Below are 19525 nucleotides of genomic sequence, written 5' to 3' on the forward strand. Positions count from 1 at the left end.
GTCCAGACGATCCGAACGGGTCACCTGGCCGGCCATGCGATCGGGTCGCCTGTCCAGGACATCCGGATGTGTCGCCGGTCCTCTCACCCGATCGGCTCAAGCGGAGGGTTCGGGCGCCGGCCGGAGACCGGGATCACCCCGGGGCCGAGCAGTTCCAGGCCGTGGATGTCACGCCGTCAGAGCCTGTCGCGGTACTCCTGCAGCAGTTCCTCGGTCCGCTGCGTCGAGGCGGCCCGGGCCGTCATATGGTCCAGGACCTCCAGATGGGCGCCTACCTCGTCGCGGGAGTCCAGGTACAGGGCACCGGTCAGATACTCGGTGAAGACCATGTCGGGCAGCTCGGGCTCGGCGAACCGGAACAGCGTGAACGGCGCGTACGTCCCGGGGTGCGGGCCGCTCGCGAACTCGGCGATCTGGAGCGTGATCCGGTCCCGTCCGGCGAAGGCGAGGAGCTTGTCGACCTGGTCACGCATCACCTCGGAGTGGATGCTGACCGGGCGCCGCAGCACCGTCTCGTCCATGATCACCCACAGGTGCGGCGGATCGTCCTGCTCCAGCAGCCGCTGCCGGGTCATACGCAGTGACACATGCCGTTCGACGGCCGCGGGGTCGCTGTGGCCTATCGTCCCGGCCTCCAGCACGGCCCGCGCATACGCCTCGGTCTGCAGCAGGCCGGGGATGAAGTGCGGTTCGTAGGAGCGGACGACCCGGGCCGCGCCCTCCAGGCTCACGTACAGGCTGAACCAGTCCGGCAGTACGTCGTGGAACCGCTGCCACCAGCCCGGCTGGTTGGCCTCCTCGGCCAGCCGTACGAACGCGGCCTGCTCCTCCTCGGGCACTCCGTACGTCTCCAGCAGCACCTGGACGTACGGGATCTTCAGCGCGACCTCGGCCATCTCCATCCGCCGTACGGTCGCCTGCGCCACCCGCAGCACCCGCGCCGCCTCGTCCCGGCCGAGACCGGAGGCCTCCCGCAGTTCCTGCAGCCGTTTGCCGAGCACAACCTGTCCCACGGTGGGCGCAGCACGCCGCTCACTCACGCCACGCCTCCCCTACGCGCACAAGTACGGGGAGCAGTGTGCCACGCGATGCCGCCTCGCACATCTGGACGAGGGACATATTCCTGCGCCGGACCGGCAGGGAACCCCCATTGGTGGAATTCCTCGTCAACCGGCCAGCGAGTGAAGGTACTTGGCGGTAATCGGGTCCGCCGGCAGGAACGTCTCGATGGCCAGCTCGGCGACCGTCACGTCCATCGGTGTGTTGAACGTCGAGATCGACGACACGAACGACAGCACCCGCCCCTCGTGCTCGATCCGCATCGGCAGCGCGAACCAGGCGACCGGCTCGGCGGGCCGGCCGTCGTCCACGCCCGCCGGGGCCGGATACGCGGCGACCTCCTCGTACAACTCCCGCAGCGCGTCGGAGCGGTGGAGCGCGATCTGCCGTTCCATCTGCTCCAGCAGATGCCCGCGCCACTCACGCAGATTGCGGATCCGCGGTGCCAGGCCCTCCGGATGCAGGGTCAGCCGCATCGCGTTCGGCGCGGGCGTGAGCAGTGACTCCGGTACGCCCGCCAGCAGCATCGTGATGCCCCGGTTGGCGGCGACCACCGTGTACATGGCGTCCACGACCAGCGCCGGATACGGCTCGTAGCCCTGGATCAGCCGCTCCATGCCGTCGCGCAGGGCGTCCAGCGCCGGGTCGTCCAGCGGGGTCTCCGGGTAGTGCGGGGCGTAACCGGCCGCCAGCAGCAGCGCGTTGCGCTCCCGGACCGGCACGTCCAGGTGCTCGGCCAGCCGCAGCACCATCTCCTGGCTGGGCCGCGACCGGCCGGTCTCGATGAAGCTGATGTGCCGGGCCGAGGAGTCGGCACGCAGTGCCAGCTCCAGCTGGCTGACCCGCCGCCGCTCCCGCCAGGCGCGCAGCAGCGGGCCGACGCCCTTCCCTTCGGGGGCGGGCGGGAGGGCGGCGGGGCCGGACGCGGCAACGGTCATACGGACGACCGTAGCCGAGGGGCGTGCGGGTCTCCGAGCCGAGAACCTGCGCCGACTGCGCGCCGCCGCGCATCCCGCGCCCGCTCGCCGGCCACCCCGGTCACGGAAGACCGGCACCCGTGCGAACGCGCCCGGAAGTCCTGGTCGTGGCAGGCTGAACCCACGTACGCCTCCGGGCACCTCAGGGAAGGAAGCCGCACCATGGCCGTCGCACCGCTGTCGCAGAAGGAGATCGAGGACCGGCTGGCCGAGCTGCCGGGCTGGTCGCTGGACGGCGACCGGCTCGCCCGCGCCTACCGTCTCCACTCGCACTTCGCGGCCGCCGCACTCGTCGTGCACATCGCCCGGATCCAGGACGAGCTCGACCACCACTCCGACCTCACCCTCGGCTACAACACGGTCACCCTCACCGTGAACACCCACAGCGTGGGCGGCGCCGTCACCGGCAAGGACTTCGAACTCGCCCGCAGGGTGGAGGACATCGCCCCAGGCCACGGCGCACACTGAGCCATGTGCTCGACTACGACAAGGAAGCCGGGGCCTACGACGCGACGCGCGGCGGCGAAGCGCGCGCCGAGGCGGCCGCCGACGCCGTCCTCGGTCTGATCCCCGACCGTCCCGGCCGCCTCCTCGACCTCGCCTGCGGCACCGGCATCGTCACCCGTCGCCTGGCCGCCGGCCGCCCCGCGCTGCAGGTGACCGGGGCGGACCGCGCGTACGGCATGGCCCGGCTGGCGGCGGCCCGGCTGCCGGGGTCGGTCCTGCTGGCCGACAGCCGTCAACTACCCTTCCTGAACGCCACGTTCGACGCGGTGACCACCGTCTGGCTGCTCCACCTCATAGCGGACACCGCCGAGGTCCGCGCCACCGTCGCCGAATGCGCCCGGGTGCTGCGGCCCGGCGGGGTGTACGTCACCACCGTCGACAAGGCCGCCGCGCACGATGTCGGCAGCGACATCGACGCGGTCCTCGCACCGCGCCCGCGCCGCCCGGCCCCGGACGCGGCCGCCGTCGTCACGGCTCACGCTGCGGACAGCGCACTGTCCCCTGCCGGACAGACCACCTTCCTCGGCCGCGGGCAGGGCCGCACCCCCCGCGCAACCATCGCCGACCTGCGGCGCGGCTGGTTCACGGTGCTACGGCCCGGCGACCCCCGCGTCGAGGAGTTCGCCGTCCGGCTGGCGGCCCTGCCCCACCAGGACCGCCGCCGCCCCGACCCCCGCTTCGGCGTCCGGGCGTTCAGAAAGCCCGCGGACAGCTGAAACCCGCCGTCCAGCCGGGCACGCTCACCACACCGGCCCGGCCACCGGGATCGACGCCTACGGGGTCGCACATCCGGTCGAAGCCCTTGCCCTCGTCGTTCGGGACGGCGGTACGCGCCGCTGTCCGGGCACTGGTTCTCCGCCCCCGCCCAGCAGCTGATGGCGAACGCCTACTCGCCGCTGTCCTGACACCTGGCGTCCGCCGGGGCTCGGCCCTCCCGGGCCCTCCCCGGCGGATGACGGACTCCGCCGCCGAGTGCTCCCCGTCCGGCCGCTCCAGCTCGCAGGGAGTGGCCGGACACAGGGATGAAAGAGGCGCGGGTGCCGTGGCCGGCTTGCCGTTCGCAACCACTTTTTTGCCGCACCGGCAACAGGACTGGCCTTCGGGCGGTGCGTCGGCGCACGCTGGCGGCACCCGGACGAGAGGCTGCTCCCATGGCGCACGATCACCCGCACAAGCACACCGACTCCCACACCGACACCCACTCGCACACCCACGCCCACACTGACATCGACTGGGCCGAGATGGCCCCGCATCTGGAGTCGCAGGCGGAGCTCTTCGCCCCGCTCTACGAGAACGCCCTGGGCTGGCTCGGCAAGGAGGTCACCGAGCCGGGACTGATCGTCGACGTGGGCAGCGGGCCCGGTGTGGTGTCGTGTCTGTTCGCCGAGGTCTTCCCGGGTGCGCGGGTGCTGGCCGTGGACGGCAGCGAACCGCTCCTGGACCGGGCCCGGGCCCGCGCCGAGCGGCTGGGCGTGGGGGACCGCTTCGGCGTACTCGCCGGTGAACTCCCGAATGTCCTGGACAAGCTGGACTACCCGGCGGATCTCCTGTGGGCCGGGCAGAGCCTGCACCACCTCGGCGACCAGCGGGCCGCGCTCACCGCCTTCGCCGAGCGGCTGGCCCCCGGCGGCACCCTGGCCATCCTCGAGGGCGGCCTGCCCAGCCGCTTCCTGCCCCGCGACATCGGCATCGGCAGGCCCGGGCTCCAGGCTCGGCTGGACGCGCTGCAGGAGGAGTGGTTCGCGCAGATGCGCACCGAGTTGCCCGGAGCCGTCGCCGAGGCCGAGGACTGGCCCGCGCTGCTGAACTCCGCCGGCCTGGGGCACGCCCGCAGCCGCAGCTTCCTCATCGACCTGCCCGCCCCGGCCCCCGACCGGGCCCGCGCCTACGTGACCGAGATCCTCTCCCGGCTGCGCGACACCGTCGGCGACGGTCTGGACGCCGACGACCACGCCACCCTGGACCGCCTCCTCGACCCGGCCGACCCGGCGAGCGTCCACCACAGGTCCGACGTGTTCGTCCTCGGCGCCCGGACGGTACACACGGCCGTACGGCCCGTCTAGGGCCTGCTGCGAGAGTCCCGCCTGCCCCGCGACGCCCGGCACGCACTCTCGCCGCACCGGGCACAAACCCAAGTACGTCCAGTACGAGGGCTTGCACCCGGCACTCCCCCAGCCTCCGGCCGGGGGGACCCCCAGAGCACGCACCGGACGCCGCGGAGCCCGCCCCGGGGCCCGCCCTCGGGGCGGACGACGGCACTTTCGCAGCAGGCCCTAGCAGCGGAGCGCGTACACGCTCACCCGCGCCCCCGCACCGCCCGAGTCCCGCACTCCTCGAACCGCCCGGTGAGCGTCCTGCGCTTCATGACTCCACCGGGCGCCGGGTCCGGCGGCTGCCCCACCGGATCCCGCAGTACGACGATCCGGTGTGCGGAGAGCAGCCGGGCCCGGATCACAGACGGGCGGGCCTCCGTGCCGTACCGAGCCACCTGCGGTTCTTGACATCGAGAGCGCTCGAAGTGATGGACTCCGGTCGATCACCGGACCACAGGGGGGACACCATGACCGACTCTCCGGTCGCGCTCATCACCGGCGGCGGCAGCGGTATCGGCGCCGCCGTCGCACGGCAACTGCTGGACGCCGGGTACAGGGTGGCCGTCACCGGCCGGGGTGAGGAGCGGCTGCGCGCCTTCGCCGGGGAACTCGGCGAGCCGGACGGCCTGTTGACCGTCGTGGGCGACACCGCCGAGTACGCCGACGTCCAGGCGGCGGTCGACAGTACGCTCAAGGCGTACGGCCGTCTCGACACCGTCGTCGCCAACGCCGGCTTCGCCACCCACGACACCGTCGCCGACGGCGACCCGGCGGGCTGGGCCGAGATGGTCCTCACCAACGTCCTCGGCCCCGCCCTGCTGATCCGGGCCTCCGTCGACGCCCTGAGGGCGAGCCGGGGGCGGATCGTCCTGGTCGGCAGCGTCGCCGGGTTCGTGAACACGCCCGGCAACCTGTACGGCGCGACCAAGTGGGCCGTCACCGGGCTCGCGGAGAACACCCGCCGCCAGGTCACCGAGTTCGGCATCGGCGTCACGCTGGTCGCGCCGGGCCGGGTGGAGACCCCGTTCTGGGATGCCAACGGCAGCCTGCCGCCCGGCCTTCTGCTGACCGCCGACCAGATCGCCGACTCGGTGGTGTGGGCGATCCGGCAGCCGGCCGGCGTTGACGTCAACACGCTCGTCGTACGCCCGCTGGGGCAGCCCAACTGACCTGCCCCGGACAGGCCCTGGGCCGCCCCGGGTCAGTTGGCGGCGAGGAACTGCTTCGCCAGCTGGTCACCGAGGGACACCGCCGCGCTGTGGCTCTCGATGGGGGACACCTTGGAGTTCTTGAACAGGATGTAGGTCACGCCGGAGTCGGCCCCGCCGGTCGCCGGGTCGGGGTCGATGCCGAGCGCCTTGGCGGTGGCGTACGACGCCTCGCCGATGATCCCCGTGGGCCCGGTGTCGCCGACCACCGCGTACTCGACCTTGTCGTTGTAGATCACGGCCACCACTCCGCCGCCCTTGATGCCGGCGCCGGAGTAGTTCCAGATGCTGCTGGAGCTGGGCACCACGACGTACGGCAGCGATTCGGCCTTGAGGGGCTTGCCGTCGGACTGGTGGAACGCGGTGTCGTCCTGGTACCAGGGGTCGCGGTTCTCGTTGCAGTTGGTGGTGCGCTGGCCGTCGCAGTCGATGTCCATGTCGGCCTTCCAGAACACCGCGCCGTTCTTGCCGCACACGGGGATGGTGGCCGAGGTCTCTTCGTCGGTCTTGTACTTGCCGTTCGAGATCTGGGAGCAGGACGTCACCTTGGCGAGCAGGTCGGCCGCGCTGACCGAGCCCTCCTGGGCGGACTTCGGGACGGTGGTGCCGGACGCGCTCGCGGGAAGCACTCCGGCGGCCAGCAGCGCGGCCCCGGAGGCCGCGGCGAGGGTCAGTGTTCGGATGCGCACTGTGGGGGTGCCCTTCTGTTAGGAAAGTTTCCTGACCGGGTGCCGTACAAGGTGGACCCGGCTGCATGTCCGCGTCAACCCTCCGGCGTGAACTTGAAGAATTGTCGTGCATTGCGGTGATATGCACGCCAAGCAACACTGGTGGGGCAGGACATTCCGAACATTTATTCAGGAGCCCTGCGGGTGTTGAGCAGTGGCTCCGGCGGCTCCTGGGAGGCGAGGGGTCATGTTCGTACGCACGGTGTACGTCACCGGCGATCCGGCACAGGTCGAGGCCGCCGTCCGGGCTCTGAACAGCGAAGGACGCAGTCTGCTGGAGGAACGTCCCGAATACCGGGGCGCGGGCGTCTTCGTCGACCGGGACCTGGGCAAACTGCTCGCGGTGAGCTGGTGGGGCTCGGAGGCGGCCCGGCGCAACAGTGATCAGGTGATGAGCGAGCGGCGCGGGCCGATGCTGGAGCCGTTCGCGGGCACCGTCGCCGTGGAGAACTACGAGGTGGCCGTCTTCCACTCGGTGCAGTTGCCGAGGGCGGGCGGAGGCCTGCGGTCCACCAGGGTGGAGTTCGACCCGGCCGACACGGACCTGTTCGTCGAGACGTTCCGCTCGTCGGCGATACCCCGTCTGGAGACGCTGCCCGGGTTCGCGCGATCTGCCCTGTTCGTCGACCGGCAGCGGGGCCGGGGCACGGTCGGCGTGCTCTTCGTCGACCGCGCCTCGATGGCCGCCTCCCGCGGCGGCCAGGCGGCCGCCCGCCGCCAGGACGTGGCCAAGGCGCATGTGACCGTGGTCGGCCTGGAGGAGTTCGAGGTGGTCCACGCGGACGTGCACTCCGACTGACGCGCCCCGCACGCGAGTCGGGGAACGCGGAACGGCCGTCCCGCCGGGAACACGGCGGGACGGCCGACGGCCGATGTGAGCCCGCTTGTGAGCCGGGCCTGTGGGCTCGCCTTGTGAGCCGGGCCGCCGCTCAGCCCATGTCGGCCGCTCAGCCCATGTCGGCCGCTCAGGCCGTGTCGGCGGCTCAGTTCATGCCGAAGGTGGCCGGGTCCGGGCCGATGCGCCGGTCCTCGTTGAGCGCGCTGATCGCCGCGAGGTCCTCGGTGTCCAGGCTGAAGTCGAACACCTCGATGTTCTCCTTGATCCGGGACGGGGTCACGGACTTCGGGATCACGACGTTCCCGAGCTGGATGTGCCAGCGCAGCACGACCTGGGCCGGGGTGCGGTTGTGCTTCCGCGCGATCGCGACGATCGCCGGCACCTCCAGCAGGCCCTTGCCCTGGCCGAGCGGGGACCAGGCCTCGGTGGCGATGCCCTGCTCGTCGTGGAACTCCCGTGCCGCGTGCTGCTGCAGATGCGGGTGCAGCTCGATCTGGTTCACGGCCGGGATGACCGAGGTCTCCGCGATCAGCCGCTCCAGGTGCTCCGGGAGGAAGTTCGAGACACCGATCGCCCTGATACGGCCGTCGGCGTGCAGCTTCTCGAACGCCCTGTACGTGTCGACGTACTCGCCGTGTGCCGGCAGCGGCCAGTGGATGAGGTAGAGGTCCAGGTAGTCCAGACCCAGCTTCGCCATCGACGTGTCAAACGCACGCAGCGTGGTGTCGTACCCCTGGTCGGTGTTCTGGAGCTTGGTGGTGACGAAGATGTCCTCGCGGGGCACCCCGGAGGCGGCGATCGCCTTGCCGGTGCCCTCTTCGTTGCCGTAGATCGCCGCTGTGTCGATGCTGCGGTACCCGGCCTCCAGCGCCGTGACGACGACCTGCTCGGCCTCGTCGTCCGGCACCTGCCACACGCCGAAACCCAGCTGGGGCATCTGGACGCCGTTGTTGAGGATTTTCGGGGGGACCTTGCTGCTCACGAGCTCTCGATCCTTAGGTTGTCGACAAGTGGTACTCCCATCGTCAACGATCACCGGCCGTGATGCATTCCTGACATCGGAATCCGCCGGAACCGAGCGGTGAGCCGGCCTCTCGGGATGGATATTGGCCGGAAATGCCTCCGACGTTATGGGTCCGGACCATTGACCGCGGTCCGTCCGACGAATCCCGAAGACCGCCAGGCAAACCCAACCGCTCTGAAGACATCCGATGAAAAGGTCTGGCGAAGCCCTGGTTATCAGGTCGTGGAGACCGCCCCGGAAGGGACCGGCTACGCCCTCGGCGACCGCTGACCCGCACCATGACTGTCACCAGCGTCCACGCCGGAACGGCATCAGGTGACAGGCCGTCAGGCCCGGTAGAGGGCCTCGACCTCGCCCGCGTAGGCGTTCTCGATCGCCTTGCGCTTCAGCTTCAGCGACGGGGTCAGCAGACCGTGTTCCTCGGTGAACGGCTGGGCGAGGATACGGAAGGTCCGGATCGACTCGGCCTGTGAGACGAGGGTGTTTGCGGCCACCACCGCGCGCCGCACCTCGGTCTCCAGGTCGGCGTCGCGCACCAGCTGGACCGCGGACATCCGGGGCTTGCCGCGCATCTGCAGCCAGTGCTCGACGGCCTCGGTGTCGAGGGTGACCAGGGCGGCGATGTAGGGGCGGTCGTTGCCGACGACGATGCACTGGTTGACCAGCGGATGGTCGCGCACCCGCTCCTCCAGGACACCGGGGGAGACGCTCTTGCCGCCGGAGGTCACCAGGATCTCCTTCTTGCGGCCGGTGATGGTGAGATAGCCGTCCTCGTCCAGGGAGCCGAGGTCACCGGTGGCCAGCCAGCCGTCGTGCAGGGTGGAGTCGGTGGCCTTCTGGTTGTTGAGGTAACCCTGGAAGACATTGCCGCCGTGCAGCCAGATCTCGCCGTCGTCCGCGATGTGCACGGTGCTGCCCGGGATGGCCTGGCCGACCGTGCCGTAGCGGGTGCGCTCGGGCGGGTTGGCGGTGGCGGCCGCCGTCGACTCGGTCAGGCCGTAGCCCTCGTAGATGTGCACGCCCGCGCCGGCGAAGAACAGGCCGAGTCTGCGGTCCATGGCCGAGCCGCCGGACATGGCGTTGCGGATCCGGCCGCCCATCGCCGCCCGCACCTTGGAGTAGACGAGCTTGTCGAACAGCTGGTGCTGCAGGCGCAGCGACGCCGAGGGGCCGGCTCCGGTGCCCCACGCCTTCGCCTCGACCGCGTCCGCGTACTTCACCGCGATCTCGACCGCCTTCTCGAAGGGCCCGCCCTTGCCCTCCTTCTCCGCCTTGCGCCGGGCCGCGTTGAACACCTTCTCGAAGATGTAGGGCACGGCCAGGATGAACGTCGGCCGGAACGCGGCGAGATCGGGCAGCAGCGCGGCCGCGTGCAGTTGGGGCTGATGGCCGAAGCGGACACCGTGCCGGATCGCGGCCACCTCCACCATGCGGCCGAAGACATGCGCGAGCGGCAGGAAGAGCAGGGTCGAGACCTCCTCGCCCTTCTTCGCGCGGAACACCGACTCCCAGCGGCCGACGACCATGTCCGCCTCGTACATGAAGTTCCCGTGCGTCAGCACACAGCCCTTCGGGCGGCCGGTGGTGCCCGAGGTGTAGATGATCGTGGCGACCGAGTCCGGGGTGACCGCCTGCCGGTGCCGGTGCACCACCTCGTCGTCCAGGTGGGCGCCCGCGTCGTACAGCTCCTGCACCGCGCCCGAGTCCAGCTGCCACAGCTGGCGCAGCTGCGGCAGCCGGTCGATGACGGTGGCGATCGTCATCGCGTGGTCCTCGTGCTCGACGACGGCGGCCGTGCACTCGGCGTCGTACAGCATCCAGAAGCACTGCTCGGCCGACGACGTGGGATAGACCGGCACGACCTGGGCGCCGATCGTCCACAGGGCGAAGTCGAACAGCGTCCACTCGTAGCGGGTGCGGGACATGATGGCGACCCGGTCGCCGAACCGGATGCCGCGGGCCAGCAGGCCCTTGGCGAGGGCCAGGACCTCGTCGCGGAACTCGGACGCGGTCACATCACGCCACTGGCCGAGTTCGTCCTTGCGGCCCAGGGCGATGTGCAGCGGGTCCGTCAGGGCATGCTCGAACACGCAGTCGGCCAGACCGCCGACCGGCGGTGCCGACGCCAACGGCGGGTTGGTGAACTCGCGCAAACCCCGCTCCCGCTTCTCGCTCCCCAGTCACGCTCCGCACAGCGCCGTGAAAGCTACCCCACCGCAAGACCCTGCGGGAGGGGGTGCCAAAACGAGCATTGCTCCCGTATGGTCGGCTCAGCACTGGGAAAATGCGCTCACATAGGGAAGGGTCGGACAGATTCCTTACGGTTCCGTAAGTTTCGGCTCTGTAATCTCCACTGAATCTGTACGACCCGATCACGGCCCCCGGCCGGTTACCCGCCGGTCAGGCTCGGGTGCCGACGCCTCCTCCGAAGTCTGCGCCAGCGGGGCGGATTTCGTTACTCCGCTTGCTGACCGAGGCGCCCGCACCCAGCACCAGGACCAGCGCGCCGGCCACCACCGCGGCACCCCCCATCGCCTTCAGGGCGCCGTTCAGTCCCGAGGCGAAGGCCGTGCGCGGGGTGTGCTCGGCGAAGGTGCCCCGCAGCCCCCGGCACCGCCGCCCGCCGGCGTGTGCGCCGCGTCGTGCGGCAGCGCGCCGGTCGTCCGGGAGGTCTTCGCCATGACCAAGCCCAGCGCGTGTCAACCACGCTCGTGATCAATACACCTAGCGGGTGCGGTGCAGACGCTCGCCGCCGGTGAGGATCGCCGCCGCCAGCGCGTCCGCCGCCGTCTGTGCCGGTGAACGCCGTTGGCCGTGCACCAGCACGAAGTCGATCTTGCCCAGCTCCGGGAGGGCCGCCCGGTCCGGGACACGGAACAGCCCCGGCGGGACCAGGCGCTTCGAGTGGGCCATCACGCCCAGGCCGGCCCGGGCCGCCGCGATCAGACCGTTGAGGCTGCCGCTCGTGCAGACGATGCGCCAGTCGCGGCCCTGGCGCTCCAGCGCCTCCAGGGCCAGGGCGCGGGTGATGCCCGGCGGGGGATAGACGATCAGCGGGACCGGGCGGTCGGGATCCAGACGGAGCCGTTCCGCACCGATCCACACCAGGTCGTCGTGCCAGACCAGCTCGCCCAGCGGATCCTCCGCGCGCCGCTTGGCCAGGACCAGGTCCAGCTTCCCGGCTGCCAGCTGCTCGTGCAGGGTGCCCGACAGCTCCACCGTCAGTTCCAGGTCGACCTCGGGGTGGTCGTAGCGGAAGCCCTCCAGGATCTCCGGCAGCCGGGTGAGGACGAAGTCCTCCGACGCGCCGAAGCGGAGCCGGCCGCGCACCCGGGTACCCGTGAAGAATGCCGCGGCCTGCTCGTGCACCTCCAGGATCCGGCGGGCGAACCCCAGCATGGCCTCGCCGTCGTCGGTCAGTTCCACGGAGTGCGTGTCCCGGGAGAACAGCTGGCGGCCTGCCGCGTCCTCCAGACGGCGCACGTGCTGGCTGACCGTCGACTGGCGCAGTCCCAGGCGGCGGGCGGCCTGGGTGAAGCTGAGCGTCTGGGCCACCGCAAGGAAGGTTCGCAGCTGTGAAGGCTCATACACTCGAACAGGTTATCGCGGAACGCGATGGCAGTCAGAACGGTATGCCGGATTCCCGATCAGGAGCCGGAGGAGGACGATGGAAGGGGGCCTCTTGGCCACCGCCGAGAGCCCGGCGTACGCGCCGGCACGACAGCATTGACTGACCGCAAGTGGAGCACCGTGAAACGCCTGAGCTGGCCCCGTTGGATGCCGATCGACCCATACCTCCTGCTGTTGCTCGGGACGGTATGCGTCGCCGGTCTCCTCCCGGCCCGGGACACCGCCGCCGACGTGGCCTCCGGCGCCTCCACGACCGCGATCGCCTTCCTCTTCTTCCTCTACGGCGCCCGTCTCTCCACCCGCGAGGCCGTCGACGGACTGCGGCACTGGCGGCTCCATGTCACGGTCCTGGTCTGCACCTTCGTGATCTTCCCGGTGCTCGGCCTGGCCGCCCGCGGTCTGGTGCCCGTGCTGCTCACCCAGCCGCTCTACCAGGGCCTCCTCTTCCTCACGCTGGTGCCCTCGACCATCCAGTCGTCGATCGCCTTCACCTCGATCGCCCGGGGCAACGTGCCCGCCGCGATCTGCGCCGGTTCCTTCTCCTCGCTGATCGGCATCGTGCTCACCCCGCTGCTCGCCGCGGGGCTGCTCGGCAGCAGTGGGGGCGGCTTCTCCACGGACTCGATCGTCCAGGTCGTCCTTCAGTTGCTGGTGCCGTTCGTCGCCGGACAGCTGCTGCGCCCATGGATCGGCAAGTTCGTCGCCCGGCACAAGAAGGTCCTCGGGCTGGTCGACCGCGGCTCGATCCTGATCGTCGTCTACACCGCGTTCAGCGAGGGCATGGTCCGGGGCGTCTGGCACCAGGTCAGCGCCGTCCGGCTGGCCGAACTACTCGCCGTCGAGGCCGTGCTGCTGGCCGTGATGCTCATCCTGAGCTGGTACGGCGCGAAGGCGCTCGGCTTCGGGCGTGGGGACCGCATCGCCATCCAGTTCGCCGGGTCGAAGAAGTCCCTCGCCTCCGGACTGCCCATGGCCAGTGTCCTGTTCGGCGCGCACGCCTCGCTGGCCGTGCTGCCGCTGATGCTCTTCCACCAGATGCAGCTCATGGTGTGCGCGGTCATCGCCAAGCGTCGCGCCCAGGACCCGGAGGCCCAGGAGGCCGCCGCACCCCCGGCCGCCCCCGCGGCGGAGTCACGGACCGCCGTCAGCGCCGGGAGGCCCCGCCGCTGAGGCGCCGCGCCTCCGGTCGTCCCCGCGGCGGTGTCACGGGCTGCTGTCGGCGGCGGGGCGCGTGGCAGCTGGCGTGCCGCGCCTTCGGTCGTCCGCGCGGCGGTGTCACGGGCTGCTGTCGGCGGCGGGGCGCGTGGCAGCTGGCGTGCCGCGCCTTCGGCCGTCCGCGCGGCGGTGTCACGGGCCGCTGTCGGCGCCGGGACGTCCGGCCGCTGACATGCCGGTTGCCCGGCCGTCGTCGTACCGGGACGCCTGGCTGCTGGCGCGCCGGTTGCCCGGCAGCTGGCGCGCCGGTTGTCCGACCCGCCGGTTGCCCGGCTGCTGAGCTGCCGGTGCGGGGCGCGGCGCGATCGTGCCGGGGTTCGCCCGGGACTCGGTCACCAGTGTTGTCGGCTGTCGAACGCGACGAGTTCATGGGCCTGTTGATCCGGATTTCCGGTACGGACGGCTGATGACGGCTAACGTTCCGTCATGACCGCACCCCTGGCGCTCGACCCGGCGCGCACGGCCCTCGTCCTCGTCGACCTGATGGACCGCATCGTCGCGCTGCCCCTGGAGCCCCGCAAGGGCACCGAAGTCCTGCACACCGCCGAGACGCTGGCCCACTCCTTCCGCGCGGCCGGCGCACCCGTGGTGCTCCTTCGCGTCGAACGGCCCGCGCTCGCCGAGCAGCCGCCGGGCAGCGGACTGGTGGCCGGACTCCGCAGAGAAGGGGACGTGGAGATCGTCAAGCGCACCGTCGGCGGCTTCCAGGGCACCGAGCTCGACGCCCGGCTGCGTCAACTCGGCATCACTCGCCTGGTGTTCGGCGGCGTCGCCACCAACCTCGGCGTCGAGTCGACCGCCCGTGCCGCCGCCGACCTCGGCTACGACCTCGTCTTCGTGGCGGACGCCATGGCCGCCTTCACGGCCGCAGAGCACGAGGCGTCCGTCCGGCTGGACTTCCCGCGCCTGGGCACGGTCGTGACCGCCGCCGACGTACGCCTCACCCCCGCCTGACCGCTCAGACCAGCGTCCCACCCCCGTCCACGACCACCACCGACCCGGTGCTGTATCCCGCACGCATCAGGTACAGATACGCCTCCGCCACATCCGCCGGCTCGCCGACCCGCCCCACCGGCAGCGATTCGGCGGACGACAGGAACAGCCCCTCCCGGTCCGCCTCCGGCATATCCCGCCACAGCTCGGTCCGCACCACCCCCGGCGAGACCGCATTGACCCGCACCGGCGCCAGCTCCACGGCCATCGCCCGGGTCAGCGACTCCATCGCCCCGCACAGCGCCGACGCGACGCTCGAACCGGGCATCGGCCGCCGACCCGCCGTTCCCGTGGTCAGCACCACCGAACCGCCCGGGCGGATCGACCCGATGCCGTACTTCACCGCCGTGTACGCGCCGAACAGCCGGGTGTCCAGAAAACGCCGGGCCGCCACGATGCTCGTCTCGGCCACGGTCTCCAGCAGCAGCGACTCACCCGCCGTATACACCAGGTGGTCGTATCCGCCGAGCCGCGCGAAAAAGTCGCGTACCGCGTCCTCGTCCGTGGCGTCCAGCACCCGGCCCTCGGCGCCCTCGGGCAGCGCCTTCAGTGCCGCGTCCACGCTCTCCTGCCGGCGCGAGGCGACGACCACCCGCGCGCCCTCCCGCGCCGCGCCCTCGGCGACCGCCAGCCCGATACCCGACGTACCTCCGATGACGACGACACGCTGTCCCTGCAGACGCATGGCCGACCCCTCTCCAAGCTGGTGTTCCGTCCCTTTCGGACGCTTCCAGCCTGCGGCCCGGCGGCAGCGGCCGTCCAAGACCTCTTTCGGCGTCGGCGATACCCTGAAGGCATCGCCACCTGGGAAAGGGGCCACGGCCATGGACCTGGATCTGCGCAAGGTCCGCTACTTCGTGGCGGTCGCCGAACTCCTCCACTTCGGCCGGGCGGCCGAGTTGCTGCACATCGCCCAGCCAGTGCTCAGCCGTCAGATCCGCGCGCTGGAGAAGGACTTGGGCGCCGAGCTGTTCGTACGGGACAGTCACGGCGTCACCTTGACCGTCGCCGGACGCCAGCTCCTCGACGACGCACGTCAGTTGCTGGCCACCGCCGACGGCACCCGGCGCCGCGTCCTGCAGGCCGCACGCGGCCGGCGGCGGCTCGTCGTGGGCTTCCGGGCCGGTGTCGTCGTCACCCCCGCGCTGCGCGCGTTCGCCGCGACCCACCCGGACGTCGAGGCGAACGCCCGCCGGGTCGAGTGGGACGACCAGGAGCGGCTGATCCTCGACGGCACCGTCGACATCGGGTACGTACGGCGGCCGGTCCGGGAGGACGGACTCGCACTGCGCCCCCTGTACAGCGAGCCCCGCGTGGCCATGCTGCCCGGCGAGCACCGACTCGCCGGGAAACCGGAGATCTCGCTCACCGACCTCGACGGCGAGCGATGGCTGCGCTACAACGACCCCCGGCCCGGCGACCTGCCGCTGCACACCATCGAGGAGAAGTTCGAGTGCGTGGCCGCGGGCACCGGCATCACACTGGTGCCGCACTCGGTCGCCGAGCAGTACTCCCGCCCGGACATCGTCTACGTCCCGGTCGCCGACGCCGAACCCGACCGGGTGCTGCTGGCCTGGGCGGCAGGCCGCTACTCTCCGCTGATCGCCGCGTTCGCCGAGGCCGCGGCCGGCGTCGCGGTGCCCGACTGAGGCGGGGCCCCTGCGGCGCAGGGGGCGCTCCCCGTCGGTCGGGGCCCCGCCGCCGTGCCGCGGGGAGCCGGTCAGCCCTGGGCGGCCGCGGCCCGCAGGGCGATGCGGTCCTCGCCCGCGTACACGTTCATGTTGCTGCCCCGCAGGAAACCGACCAGGGTCAGCCCGGTCTCCACCGCCAGGTCCACCGCCAGCGAGGACGGCGCGGAGACCGCCGCCAGCAGCGGGATGCCCGCCATCACCGCCTTCTGCGCCAGCTCGAAGGAGGCCCGCCCGGAGACCAGCAGGATCGTGCGGGACAGCGGCAGGTCGCCGTTCTGCAGGGCCCGCCCGACCAGTTTGTCGACCGCGTTGTGCCGGCCGACGTCCTCCCGGATGTCCACCAGCTCCCCCTCCTCGGTGAACAGGGCCGCCGCATGCAGCCCCCCGGTCCGGTCGAACACCTGCTGGGATGCGCGGAGCCGGTCGGGGAGGCTCGCGAGCAGCCCGGGTTCGACCCGGACCGGGGGACTGTCGGCGATCGGCCAGCGAGCCGTCGTACGCACCGCGTCGAGGCTCGCCTTGCCGCACAGCCCGCAGGACGAGGAGGTGTAGACGTTCCGCTCCAGGGTGAAGTCAGGGAGCTTGACGCCCGGCGTGGTCCGCACGTCGACGACGTTGTAGGTGTTGGAGCCGTCTACGGTCGCCCCGGCACAGTAGACGATGTTCTGCAGATCTTCGGCGGTCGCCAGTACTCCTTCGCTCACCAGGAAGCCGGCCGCCAGCGCGAAGTCGTCGCCGGGCGTGCGCATCGTGATCGCCAGGGGTTTCCCGTTGAGTCTGATCTCCAGCGGTTCCTCGGCGACGAGTGTGTCCGGCCGGGCGGAGACCGCTCCGTCGCGGATGCGGATGACCTTGCGTCGTTCCGTGACTCGTCCCATGTTCTGATCAGCCCCGGTTCTGTACGTGCTGGTAGCCGAAACGGCCCTTGATGCAGAGATTGCCGTGGGTCACCGGGTTGTCGTGCGGCGAGGTGACCTTGACTATCTCATTGTCCTGCACGTGGAGCGTGAGGTTGCAGCCCACGCCGCAGTACGCGCACACGGTGGTGGTCTCCGTCTGCCGCGACTCGTCCCAGGTACCCGCCGCACGCATGTCGAACTCCGACTTGAACGACAGCGCCCCGGTGGGACAGACCTCCACACAGTTCCCGCAGTAGACACAGGCCGAGTCGGTCAGCGGGGCGTCGTGTTCCACGGCGATCCGGGCGTCGAAGCCGCGCCCGGCCACGGAGATCGCGAAACTGTTCTGCCACTGGTCGCCGCAGGCGTCCACGCACTTGTAGCAGAGGATGCACTTGTCGTAGTCGCGCACATACAGATCGTTGTCGACCTTGGGTTCCTCGTTGAGGCGGGCCGCGTCGGGGCCGAAGCGGTCCGGTTTCGCCTCGTACTCCTTGATCCACTCGGCGACCCGCGGGGTCGTCGACATATCGACAGAGGAGGCCAGCAGTTCCAGGACGATCCTGCGGCTGTGCCGGGCACGTTCGGTGTCGGTCTTCACGACCATGCCCGGCTCGGCCTTGCGGGAGCAGGCGGGCACCAGCGTCCGAGACCCCTCCACCTCCACCACGCACACCCGGCAGGCGTTCTTCGGGCGCAGGGTGTCGCCCTCGCACAGGGTCGGGATGTCCTTCCCGGCCGCCCGGCAGGCGTCCAGGATCGTCGAGCCCTCCGGGACCCGCGCCTCCCGGCCGTCGATCGTGAACTCCAGCAGCCGGCGCGGGATACCCAGCGGTGTGACGGTCATTCGTACGCCCCCAGACGGTCGATGGCGGATTCCACGGCGTTCCAGGCGGTCTGGCCGAGACCGCAGATCGAGGCGTCCCGCATCGCCCGGCCGACCTCGCGCAGCAGGGCGATGTCCCCGGCCGCGTCGGCGCCGGTGCGCGCGACGATCCGGTGCAGCGCCTCCTCCTGCCGGACGGTCCCGACACGGCAGGGCACGCACTGCCCGCAGGACTCGTCGCGGAAGAACTCGGCGATCCGGAGCAGGAGCCGGGGGAGGGGCACGGTGTCGTCGAAGGCCATGACCACACCCGAGCCGAGCGTGGTGCCCGCCTCCCTGGTGCCCTCGAAGGTGAGCGGGATGCCGAGTTCGTCCGGCCGTACGAAGCCGCCCGCGGCCCCGCCGAGCAGCACCGCCCGCAGGTCGTGCCGGACTCCGGCCAGCTGGAGGAGCTCGCCGAGCGTGGCGCCGAAGGGGAGCTCGTAGATGCCGGGTCGTTCCACGCTTCCCGACACGCAGAACAGTTTGGGGCCGGTGGACTTGGCGGTCCCGATCGCCGCGTACGCCGGGGCGCCCATGGTCAGGATCGGCAGGACGTTGACCAGCGTCTCCACGTTGTTCTCGACCGTCGGCCTGCCGAACAGCCCCTTCTCCACCGGGAACGGAGGCTTGGGGCGCGGCTCGCCCCGGTACCCCTCGATGGAGTTGAACAGGGCCGTCTCCTCACCGCAGATGTACGCCCCGGCGCCGCGCCGGATCTCGATGTCGAAGGCGAAGCCCTGGCCGAGGATGTCGTCGCCGAGCAGACCACGGGAGCGGGCCTGGTCGACCGCGTTCTGCATACGGTGTATGGCCCGCGGATACTCACCGCGGATGTAGAGGAAGCCCCGGTGCGCGCCGGTCGCGTACGCCGCGATCGTCATCGCCTCCACGAGCGCGTACGGGTCGCCCTCCATGATCACGCGGTCCTTGAAGGTGCCCGGCTCCGACTCGTCGGCGTTGCAGACCAGGTAGTGCGGATGGTCCGGCTGGGACGCCGTGGCCTGCCATTTGCGGCCGGTGGGGAAGGCGGCGCCACCGCGCCCGACCAGACCGGAGTCGGTGACCTCACGGATGACCCCGGCGGGCCCGAGGCCGAAGGCCTGACGCAGGGCGGTGTAGCCGCCGTGGGCGCGATAGTCGTCGAGGGACGACGGGTCGACCACGCCGACTCTCCTGAGGAGGACAAGCCCCTCCTGTCCCGCCTGGGGTACGGCCGCCGCGGCGGGCGGCTCCTCGGGTGCCGAGTCGGGCGCGGTGGCCGCGAGGAGGGCCGTGCCCACGGTCGCCGGAGCCGACACCGCCGTACGCACCGGGTCCCCGGCCCGGATCGCCAGGGCGGCCGGAGCGCGCTCGCACAGGCCCAGGCAGGGGCTGCGTTCGATGTGCACCCCGGGGCCGAGACCCCTTTCGACGGCGGCGCACAGCTCCGGAGCCCCGGCCGCCGCGCACGCCAGGTCCGTACAGACGTGCAGCACGGTCGCCGGGCGGGGCTTGACGGAGAACATCGCGTAGAAGGTGGCGACGCCGTAGGCCTCGGCCGGCGGGACCGTCAGGCGTCGGCAGAGGTAGTCGAGAGCGCCCTCGCTGATCCAGCCGACGCGGTCGTTGATCGCGTGCAGCCCCGGCAACAGCAGGTCGCGGCGGTCCCGGGCCGTACGGCCGCCGCGCGCCCACCTCAAGTCGGCGTCGGAGCGGTCGGCGCCCTCCCAGGAGGACTCCGGGGGGCCGAGCAGGGCGTCGACGGCTGCCCGTTCCTCGTCCGTCGGTTTGCTGCCGCCGAAGCGCAGATCCACTT

General features: G+C 71.2%; 20 protein-coding genes. 8 read left to right on the forward strand and 12 right to left on the reverse strand.

Annotation, left to right across the window (positions count from 1 at the left end; genetic code table 11):
- Nucleotides 1–176 precede the first annotated feature (176 nt).
- Nucleotides 177–1040 (reverse strand): helix-turn-helix transcriptional regulator, encoded by an 864-nt coding sequence (locus ABZ396_RS35235; protein ID WP_358919940.1) that lies wholly within the window; start codon nucleotides 1038–1040, stop codon nucleotides 177–179.
- A 126-nt stretch (nucleotides 1041–1166) separates the two neighbouring features.
- Entirely contained in the window at nucleotides 1167–1997 is an 831-nt protein-coding gene (locus ABZ396_RS35240; protein WP_358919938.1) for a helix-turn-helix transcriptional regulator, read from the reverse strand.
- Between the two features lie 201 nt (nucleotides 1998–2198).
- Between ABZ396_RS35240 and ABZ396_RS35245 the strand changes: the two genes are divergently transcribed.
- The 3 genes from ABZ396_RS35245 (at nucleotide 2199) to ABZ396_RS35255 (ending at nucleotide 4606) form a co-directional block, all read left to right on the forward strand.
- Nucleotides 2199–2504, forward strand: coding sequence for a 4a-hydroxytetrahydrobiopterin dehydratase (locus ABZ396_RS35245; RefSeq protein ID WP_358919936.1), 306 nt, complete (start codon nucleotides 2199–2201; stop codon nucleotides 2502–2504).
- A gap of 5 nt (nucleotides 2505–2509) precedes the next feature.
- On the forward strand, nucleotides 2510–3259 hold the full coding sequence (locus tag ABZ396_RS35250) for a class I SAM-dependent methyltransferase (RefSeq protein ID WP_358919934.1): 750 nt from the start codon (nucleotides 2510–2512) through the stop codon (nucleotides 3257–3259).
- Between the two features lie 435 nt (nucleotides 3260–3694).
- A complete protein-coding gene (locus ABZ396_RS35255) occupies nucleotides 3695–4606 on the forward strand; it encodes a methyltransferase domain-containing protein (RefSeq protein ID WP_358919933.1) in 912 nt (303 codons plus the stop codon).
- Between the two features lie 233 nt (nucleotides 4607–4839).
- On the opposite strand, the gene ABZ396_RS35260 is transcribed toward ABZ396_RS35255, so the two are convergent.
- On the reverse strand, nucleotides 4840–5031 hold the full coding sequence (locus tag ABZ396_RS35260; protein WP_358919932.1) for a hypothetical protein: 192 nt from the start codon (nucleotides 5029–5031) through the stop codon (nucleotides 4840–4842).
- 72 nt (nucleotides 5032–5103) lie between these two features.
- Here ABZ396_RS35260 and ABZ396_RS35265 point away from each other — a divergent pair, with 72 nt between their 5' ends.
- Nucleotides 5104–5805 (forward strand): SDR family oxidoreductase, encoded by a 702-nt coding sequence (locus tag ABZ396_RS35265; RefSeq protein ID WP_358919930.1) that lies wholly within the window; start codon nucleotides 5104–5106, stop codon nucleotides 5803–5805.
- Nucleotides 5806–5837: 32 nt separating this feature from the next.
- Here ABZ396_RS35265 and ABZ396_RS35270 read toward each other — a convergent pair whose 3' ends face one another.
- Nucleotides 5838–6533, reverse strand: a complete 696-nt coding sequence (locus ABZ396_RS35270; protein ID WP_358919928.1) for a glycoside hydrolase family 75 protein — start codon at nucleotides 6531–6533, stop codon at nucleotides 5838–5840.
- A 226-nt stretch (nucleotides 6534–6759) separates the two neighbouring features.
- On the opposite strand from ABZ396_RS35270, the gene ABZ396_RS35275 reads away from it, so the two are divergent.
- On the forward strand, nucleotides 6760–7371 hold the full coding sequence (locus ABZ396_RS35275; RefSeq protein WP_358919926.1) for a hypothetical protein: 612 nt from the start codon (nucleotides 6760–6762) through the stop codon (nucleotides 7369–7371).
- Nucleotides 7372–7555: 184 nt separating this feature from the next.
- On the opposite strand, the gene ABZ396_RS35280 is transcribed toward ABZ396_RS35275, so the two are convergent.
- The 4 genes from ABZ396_RS35280 to ABZ396_RS35295 form a co-directional block, all read right to left on the reverse strand.
- Nucleotides 7556–8392, reverse strand: a complete 837-nt coding sequence (locus ABZ396_RS35280) for an aldo/keto reductase (RefSeq protein WP_358919924.1) — start codon at nucleotides 8390–8392, stop codon at nucleotides 7556–7558.
- 368 nt (nucleotides 8393–8760) lie between these two features.
- Nucleotides 8761–10587 (reverse strand): long-chain fatty acid--CoA ligase, encoded by a 1827-nt coding sequence (locus ABZ396_RS35285; protein WP_358919922.1) that lies wholly within the window; start codon nucleotides 10585–10587, stop codon nucleotides 8761–8763.
- A gap of 247 nt (nucleotides 10588–10834) precedes the next feature.
- Entirely contained in the window at nucleotides 10835–11137 is a 303-nt protein-coding gene (locus ABZ396_RS35290; protein ID WP_358919920.1) for a hypothetical protein, read from the reverse strand.
- A gap of 21 nt (nucleotides 11138–11158) precedes the next feature.
- Nucleotides 11159–12025, reverse strand: a complete 867-nt coding sequence (locus ABZ396_RS35295; RefSeq protein WP_358919919.1) for a LysR substrate-binding domain-containing protein — start codon at nucleotides 12023–12025, stop codon at nucleotides 11159–11161.
- 186 nt (nucleotides 12026–12211) lie between these two features.
- On the opposite strand from ABZ396_RS35295, the gene ABZ396_RS35300 reads away from it, so the two are divergent.
- Together ABZ396_RS35300 and ABZ396_RS35305 are read left to right on the forward strand one after the other, a co-directional pair.
- A complete protein-coding gene (locus ABZ396_RS35300; protein WP_358919917.1) occupies nucleotides 12212–13234 on the forward strand; it encodes a bile acid:sodium symporter family protein in 1023 nt (340 codons plus the stop codon).
- A gap of 471 nt (nucleotides 13235–13705) precedes the next feature.
- The gene (locus tag ABZ396_RS35305; protein ID WP_358919915.1) at nucleotides 13706–14233 is read left to right on the forward strand and encodes an isochorismatase family protein; all 528 of its coding nucleotides are present in this window, start codon (nucleotides 13706–13708) and stop codon (nucleotides 14231–14233) included.
- A 4-nt stretch (nucleotides 14234–14237) separates the two neighbouring features.
- Here the strand turns inward: ABZ396_RS35305 and ABZ396_RS35310 are convergent, their stop codons facing one another.
- Nucleotides 14238–14957 (reverse strand): SDR family oxidoreductase, encoded by a 720-nt coding sequence (locus ABZ396_RS35310; protein WP_358919913.1) that lies wholly within the window; start codon nucleotides 14955–14957, stop codon nucleotides 14238–14240.
- 139 nt (nucleotides 14958–15096) lie between these two features.
- Between ABZ396_RS35310 and ABZ396_RS35315 the strand changes: the two genes are divergently transcribed.
- Nucleotides 15097–15921 carry a LysR substrate-binding domain-containing protein gene (locus ABZ396_RS35315; RefSeq protein WP_358919911.1) on the forward strand — a complete coding sequence of 275 codons (825 nt, stop codon included), beginning with the start codon at nucleotides 15097–15099 and terminating at the stop codon, nucleotides 15919–15921.
- 71 nt (nucleotides 15922–15992) lie between these two features.
- Here the strand turns inward: ABZ396_RS35315 and fdhD are convergent, their stop codons facing one another.
- The 3 genes from fdhD to ABZ396_RS35330 are packed head-to-tail and all read right to left on the reverse strand — an operon-like array spanning nucleotide 15993 to nucleotide 19523.
- Complete coding sequence (gene fdhD, locus ABZ396_RS35320; protein ID WP_358919909.1) at nucleotides 15993–16841, reverse strand: formate dehydrogenase accessory sulfurtransferase FdhD; 849 nt, start codon at nucleotides 16839–16841, stop codon at nucleotides 15993–15995.
- A gap of 7 nt (nucleotides 16842–16848) precedes the next feature.
- Nucleotides 16849–17709 (reverse strand): 2Fe-2S iron-sulfur cluster-binding protein, encoded by an 861-nt coding sequence (locus ABZ396_RS35325; protein WP_358919907.1) that lies wholly within the window; start codon nucleotides 17707–17709, stop codon nucleotides 16849–16851.
- Complete coding sequence (locus ABZ396_RS35330; RefSeq protein ID WP_358919905.1) at nucleotides 17706–19523, reverse strand: NADH-ubiquinone oxidoreductase-F iron-sulfur binding region domain-containing protein; 1818 nt, start codon at nucleotides 19521–19523, stop codon at nucleotides 17706–17708. The genes ABZ396_RS35325 and ABZ396_RS35330 overlap by 4 nt, the downstream gene beginning before the upstream one ends.
- Between the last annotated feature and the right edge of the window lie 2 nt (nucleotides 19524–19525).

This window comes from Streptomyces sp. NPDC005866 (genome assembly GCF_040629895.1).
Classification (GTDB): domain Bacteria; phylum Actinomycetota; class Actinomycetes; order Streptomycetales; family Streptomycetaceae; genus Streptomyces.

What these genes read in the sequence shown, in the direction of transcription:
- ABZ396_RS35240 (WP_358919938.1), bottom strand. Translation starts at nt 1,997, where the DNA reads ATGACCGTTGCCGCGTCCGGCCCCGCCGCCCTCCCGCCCGCCCCCGAA.
- ABZ396_RS35245 (WP_358919936.1), top strand. Translation starts at nt 2,199, where the DNA reads ATGGCCGTCGCACCGCTGTCGCAGAAGGAGATCGAGGACCGGCTGGCC.
- ABZ396_RS35255 (WP_358919933.1), top strand. Translation starts at nt 3,695, where the DNA reads ATGGCGCACGATCACCCGCACAAGCACACCGACTCCCACACCGACACC.
- ABZ396_RS35265 (WP_358919930.1), top strand. Translation starts at nt 5,104, where the DNA reads ATGACCGACTCTCCGGTCGCGCTCATCACCGGCGGCGGCAGCGGTATC.
- ABZ396_RS35275 (WP_358919926.1), top strand. Translation starts at nt 6,760, where the DNA reads ATGTTCGTACGCACGGTGTACGTCACCGGCGATCCGGCACAGGTCGAG.
- ABZ396_RS35300 (WP_358919917.1), top strand. Translation starts at nt 12,212, where the DNA reads ATGCCGATCGACCCATACCTCCTGCTGTTGCTCGGGACGGTATGCGTC.
- ABZ396_RS35305 (WP_358919915.1), top strand. Translation starts at nt 13,706, where the DNA reads ATGACCGCACCCCTGGCGCTCGACCCGGCGCGCACGGCCCTCGTCCTC.
- ABZ396_RS35310 (WP_358919913.1), bottom strand. Translation starts at nt 14,957, where the DNA reads ATGCGTCTGCAGGGACAGCGTGTCGTCGTCATCGGAGGTACGTCGGGT.
- ABZ396_RS35315 (WP_358919911.1), top strand. Translation starts at nt 15,097, where the DNA reads ATGGACCTGGATCTGCGCAAGGTCCGCTACTTCGTGGCGGTCGCCGAA.
- fdhD (WP_358919909.1), bottom strand. Translation starts at nt 16,841, where the DNA reads ATGGGACGAGTCACGGAACGACGCAAGGTCATCCGCATCCGCGACGGA.
- ABZ396_RS35325 (WP_358919907.1), bottom strand. Translation starts at nt 17,709, where the DNA reads ATGACCGTCACACCGCTGGGTATCCCGCGCCGGCTGCTGGAGTTCACG.